The sequence below is a fragment of the Streptomyces prasinopilosus genome (genome assembly GCF_001419695.1).
Taxonomy (GTDB): domain Bacteria; phylum Actinomycetota; class Actinomycetes; order Streptomycetales; family Streptomycetaceae; genus Streptomyces; species Streptomyces prasinopilosus.
Genome location: NZ_LIRG01000506.1, coordinates 1 through 5,784, shown reverse-complemented (window position 1 = coordinate 5,784; position 5,784 = coordinate 1). Strand labels below are relative to the sequence as shown.

2 protein-coding genes and 2 pseudogenes are annotated in these 5,784 nt (G+C 74.1%); 1 reads left to right on the top strand and 3 read right to left on the bottom strand.

Annotated elements, in window-relative coordinates:
- The first annotated feature begins 220 nt into the window (after positions 1–220).
- On the top strand, positions 221–2,569 hold the full coding sequence (locus tag AOK18_RS20660; protein ID WP_079105114.1) for a HelD family protein: 2,349 nt from the start codon (positions 221–223) through the stop codon (positions 2,567–2,569).
- A 45-nt stretch (positions 2,570–2,614) separates the two neighbouring features.
- Here the strand turns inward: AOK18_RS20660 and glgB are convergent, their stop codons facing one another.
- The 3 genes and pseudogenes from glgB to AOK18_RS34505 all read right to left on the bottom strand — a co-directional run.
- Positions 2,615–4,864 (bottom strand): 1,4-alpha-glucan branching enzyme, encoded by a 2,250-nt coding sequence (gene glgB, locus AOK18_RS20655; protein WP_420865632.1) that lies wholly within the window; start codon positions 4,862–4,864, stop codon positions 2,615–2,617.
- A 292-nt stretch (positions 4,865–5,156) separates the two neighbouring features.
- Positions 5,157–5,599, bottom strand: a pseudogene (locus AOK18_RS34510) (maltokinase N-terminal cap-like domain-containing protein); the annotation flags it as partial.
- A gap of 2 nt (positions 5,600–5,601) precedes the next feature.
- A pseudogene (locus AOK18_RS34505) lies at positions 5,602–5,784 on the bottom strand (maltokinase N-terminal cap-like domain-containing protein); the annotation flags it as partial.

The following is a 5,784-nucleotide window of genomic DNA, read 5'->3' as shown; positions in this document are numbered from 1 at the left end:
CGTGAGCCCGGCCGCTCGGCCCTTTTCCGCTCGGATCCGCCCGCCCCGTCCCGCCCCGAAGCCGGCGCCGGGGTGCGCGTTCCCCGGCGGGCGAATCGGCGGGCCGGCACCTCACGGAAAAACCCCCGGGTCATTGCACCCGGGGGTTTCTTCTGCGTATATTCATTGACTCGCGACTTCAATAAGGAGGAGTCGCAAAGAAGTTAAGTGAGCACAGTATATCCGGGCGGGAGCCGAATTGTCAAACAGCGCATATCCGGACCGTGAATTCCGACAGGAACAGGAATTCATCGACGGACTGTACGCACGTGTGGACGCCCTGCGCGGTGACGCCGAGGGGTCCCTCACGGACGCGCTCGGACAGGGGAACACGCCCATGCAGGCCAGGCTGGAGCGGGACATCCTCGTCGCCGAGCGGTCCGGGCTGCTCGCGGCGCTGAACGCGGTGGACGGTTCGCTGTGCTTCGGCCGCATCGACCTCTCCTCCGGCGCCACCCACCACATCGGCCGGATCGGCCTGCGCGCCGACGACGCCGAGCGCACCCCCGTCCTCATCGACTGGCGCGCCGACGTCGCCCGCCCGTTCTACCTGGCCACCGGCCACACCCCGATGGGGCTGAGGCGCCGCCGGCACATCACCTCCGAGGGGCGCACGGTCACCGCCCTGCACGACGAGATCCTCGACCTCGGCGACGAGACCCGCACCGGCCACGAGGACCCGACCGGCGACGCCGTGCTGCTCGCCGCGCTCAACTCCGCGCGCACCGGCCGCATGGGCGACATCGTCCGCACCATCCAGGCCGACCAGGACCGCATCATCCGCGCCCCGCACCGCGGCGTGCTGGTGGTCGAGGGCGGCCCCGGCACCGGCAAGACCGCCGTGGCCCTGCACCGCGCCGCCTACCTCCTCTACGAGCACCGCGAGCTGCTGGCCCGCCGCGCCGTCCTGATCGTCGGCCCCAACCCGGCGTTCCTCGGCTACATCGGCGAGGTGCTGCCCAGCCTCGGCGAGACCGGGGTGCTGCTCGCGACCGTCGGCGAGCTGTTCCCCGGCGTGAGGACCACCCGGGCGGACACCCCCGGGGCCGCCGCCGTGAAGGGCCGCGCCGGCATGGCGGACGTCCTCGCCGAGGTCGTCCGCAGCCGGCAGACGCTGCCCGACCCGGTCATCACCATCGAGCACGACCGCGAGGTCCTCATGCTCGACGACGGCCTGGTGCGGGTCGCCCGCGAACGCACCCGCGCCGCCAGGCTGCCGCACAACGCGTCGCGCGAGTACTTCGAGGGCCACATCCTCAACGCGCTCACCGACATGCTCGCCGAACGCATCGGCACCGACCCGTACGACGGCACCAACCTGCTCGACCCCAGCGACGTCACCCAGATCCGCGACGAGCTCGCCGAGAACCCCGAGGTGTGGTCCGCCATCGACCGGCTGTGGCCCCGGATCACCCCGCAGCGGCTGGTCGCCGACTTCCTCGCCGCCCCCGAGGAGTTCCTGCCGGCCGAGGACGCCGCCGCCGTGCGCCGCCCGGTGACCCGGCACTGGACCGTCGCCGACGTGCCGCTGCTCGACGAGGCCGCCGAACTCCTCGGCGAGGACGACCGGTGGGTGCGCGAGCGGGCCGACCGGGAGCGGCGGACGCAGATCGCGTACGCCCAGGGCGTCCTGGACGTGTCGTACGCGTCGCGGACCTTCGAGTTCGAGGACAAGGAGGAGGGCGACCCCGAGTCCTCCGAGGTGCTGTCCGCGCACGACATCATCGACGCGGAACGCTTCGCCGAGCGGCACGAGGAGGAGGACCACCGCAGCGCCGCCGAACGGGCCGCCGCCGACCGCACCTGGGCGTTCGGGCACATCATCGTCGACGAGGCGCAGGAACTGTCGCCGATGGCCTGGCGGCTGCTGATGCGGCGCAGCCCGACCCGCTCGATGACGCTGGTCGGCGATCCCGCGCAGACGTCGGAGGCGGGCGGGGTCGGCTCCTGGGAGGACATCCTCGCCCCGTACGTCGAGGACCGCTGGGAGCACACCCGGCTCGGCGTCAACTACCGCACCCCGGCCGAGATCATGGACGTCGCGGCGGCCGTGGTCCGCGCCGAGCACCCCGGCTTCGAACCGCCCGGCTCGGTCCGCTCCACCGGTGTCCGCCCCTGGGCCCGCGCCACCGACGACCTGCCCGGCGCCGTCGCCGAGGCGGTCGCGGAACTCACCGCCGGGTCCCCGGGGCCCCGGGACGCGTCCGGCCCCGACGGCGCCCCGGCGGGCCGGCTCGCCGTCATCGCCCCGCGCGACCTGCACCGCGCCCTGGCCGCCCGGCTGGACGGAGTGACGGCGGGCGCCGAACCGGACCTGACGCGGCGGGTCGTGCTGCTCGACCCGCGGCAGGCCAAGGGCCTGGAGTTCGACTCCGTCCTCGTGGCCGAACCGGGGCGCTACGGCACCAGCGACCTCTACGTGGCGCTGACCCGCGCCACCCAGCGGCTCGGCGTCCTGCACACCGGTCCGCTGCCGGAGCCGCTGGCCGGCACCCTGGCGCAGCGCCCGCCCGGTTCCCCGTCCGCCTGACCGCCTGACCGCCCGGCCCCCCCGGCCCGGCCGGCCGTCCGCCGGTCAGGCCGGGCGCAGCCAGACCGTCGCCAGGGGCGGCAGGGTCAGCCGGACGCTCGCCGGGAACCCGTGCCGCCCCTGCGGCTCCGGCTTGACCGGGCCGGCCCCGCCCACGTCGCCGCCGCCGTAGCGGGCCGCGTCGGTGTTCAGCACCTCGTGCCAGGCGGGCACGTCGTCCGGGACGCCGATCAGGTAGTCGTGCCGGACGACCGGGGCGAAGTGGGAGACCGCGAGCAGCGGGGTGCCGTCCCGGTCGTACCGCAGGAACGCCACCACGTTGTCCTCGGCCGCGTCCCCGGCCACCCACCGGAAACCGGAGGGCTCGGTGTCCAGCCGCCACAGCGCGGGGGTGTGCCGGTACACGGTGTTGAGGTCGCGCACCAGGTCGCGCACCCCGCGGTGGTCGGCCTCGGCGCCGTAGGCCGGGTCCAGCAGCCACCAGTCCGGGCCGTGCTGTTCGGACCACTCGGCGCCCTGCGCGAACTCCTGTCCCATGAAGAGCAGCTGCTTGCCGGGGTGGGCCCACATGAAGCCGAGGTAGGCGCGCAGGCCGGCGCGCTGCTGCCACCAGTCGCCGGGCATCTTCGACACCAGGGACCGCTTGCCGTGCACGACCTCGTCGTGGGAGATCGGCAGGACGTAGTTCTCGCTGTAGGCGTACACCATCGAGAAGGTCATCTCGTGGTGGTGGTGCCTGCGGTGGACCGGCTCGTGGCTCATGTACCGCAGCGAGTCGTGCATCCAGCCCATGTTCCACTTCAGCCCGAAGCCGAGTCCGCCGAAACCGCTCGGGCCCTCGTGGTGGGTGGCCCGGGTGACGCCGTCCCAGGCCGTGGACTCCTCCGCGACCGTCACCACACCGGGCACCCTGCGGTACACGGTCGCGTTCATCTCCTGCAGGAACGCCACCGCGTCCAGGTTCTCCCGGCCGCCGCGCTCGTTCGGCGTCCACCGGCCCGGTTCGCGCGAGTAGTCGAGGTACAGCATGGAGGCGACGGCGTCCACGCGCAGTCCGTCGATGTGGAACTCCTCGCACCAGTAGACGGCGTTGGCGACCAGGAAGTTGCGCACCTCGCGCCGCCCGAAGTCGAACTCCAGGGTCCCCCAGTCGGGGTGGGCCGCCCGCAGCGGATCCGCGTGCTCGTACAGCGGCCGTCCGTCGAACTCGGCCAGCGCCCACTCGTCCCGCGGGAAGTGGGCCGGCACCCAGTCCATGATCACCCCGATCCCGGCCCGGTGCAGGGCGTCGACCAGGTACCTGAAGTCGTCCGGAGTGCCCAGGCGGGCCGTGGGCGCGTAGAACCCGGTGACCTGGTAGCCCCAGGACGGGCCGTAGGGGTGCTCGGCGACCGGCATCAGCTCCACGTGCGTGAACCCGAGGTCCGCGACGTACGCGGGCAGCTGCTCCGCCAGCTGACGGTAGGTCAGGCCCGGGCGCCAGGACGGCAGATGCACCTCGTACACCGAGAACGGCGCCTCGTGCGCGGGCGTTTCGGCGCGGCGCGCCAGCCACTCGGCGTCCCCCCACACGTACCCGGAGGACGTGACGACGGACGAGGTGGCCGGCGGGACCTCCGTGCGCCGCGCCATCGGGTCGGCGCGCAGCGTCCTCGAACCGTCGGGCCGGGCGATGTCGAACTTGTACAGCTCGCCCTCCCCGACCCCCGGCACGAACAGCTCCCACACCCCGGAGGACCCCAGCGACCGCATGGGGTGCCCGGTGCCGTCCCAGAAGTTGAAGCCGCCCGCCACCCGCACCCCGCGCGCGTTCGGCGCCCACACCGCGAACCGGGTGCCGGTCACCCCCTGATGGGTCATGGGGTGCGCGCCGAGCACCGTCCACAGCTCCTCGTGCCGTCCCTCGCCGATCAGGTGCAGGTCCAGCTCACCGAGCGTGGGCAGCAGCCGGTACGCGTCCTCGACCTCCCGCACCGTCCCCTCGTACGTCACGAGCAGCCGGTACGCCGGGACCTCCCGCAGCGGCAGCAGCGCCGAGAAGAACCCGTCCCCGTCGTCGTGCAGCTCGACGGTGAGGTCCCCCGCGACCGCGGTGACGGCCAGGGCGTACGGCTTGAACACCCGGAAGGCGACCCCGCCGGGCACCGGGTGCGCGCCCAGCACCGCGTGCGGGTCGTGGTGCGTGCCGTCCAGCAGCCGTTCCCGGTCCGCGGGTCCGAGCGCGGGGGAGGCCGCGGGCCCGGCCTCCGGCGGAGCGGACCGCCCGGCCGCCGGACCCGCTCCCGAGGCCCGCACGGCCTCGGCCTTCCCGGCCTTCCCGGTCCCGCCCTGCTTCGGCACCCTCTTCGTCGGCACGCCCTTCCCGGCCGTGCCCTTGCGCACGCCGGCCTTCTTCCCGGCCTTCTTCCCGGTGTTCTTCTTCGCTGCGCCCTTCTCGGACAGCGCCTCGGCTGCCGCGGGCTTCTTCTTCCGCGCGGGCGCCGCCGGCTCGGCGGGCCGCTGCTCGGCCGGCCGCTCCGGATGCGAACCGCTGGACTCGGGGCGGGGGGTCACGGACGGAGCCTCCTGGTGGAAGATCGGGATGGGGTCAGGGCCGGTCGGGTCCGGCGAGTCTGCGCACCGCCGCCAACGGGACCGGGAGCCACTGGGGCCGGTGCCGGGCCTCGTACAGCACCTCGTAGACGGCCTTGTCCGTCTCGTACGCGCGCAGCATCACGGGATCGGTGCGCGGATCCGTGCCCGCCGCCTCCGCGTAGCCGGAGCAGTACGCCGCCCGGCAGTGCTCGGCCCAGTCCGGCCGCGGCGGGTCCGCGGAGCGGGCCGCGTAGTCGAAGGACCGCAGCATGGCGGCCACGTCCCGGACCGCGGGCTGCGGCATCCGCCGCTCGGCGAGCGGCCGGGCCGGTTCGCCCTCGAAGTCGATCAGCGACCAGTCCCCGGACGGGGACCGCAGGCACTGGCCGAGGTGCAGGTCGCCGTGCACCCGCTGGGCGGTCCAGGTCCGCCCCTCGGCGGCCAGGTCGTCCAGGGNNCGGTCATGCCGGCGACCATGGCCCGCAGCCGGCTGTGGCCCAGGGTGACCGTGGGCAGCGCACGGGCCAGCGCGGTGTGCACCTCGGCGGTGGCCCGCCCCAGCTCCCGCGCCTCGGCGGTGAAGTCCTCGCCCTTGGCCAGCTCCCGCAGCGCCAGCTCCCACCCGTCCGTCGCGCCCTGCA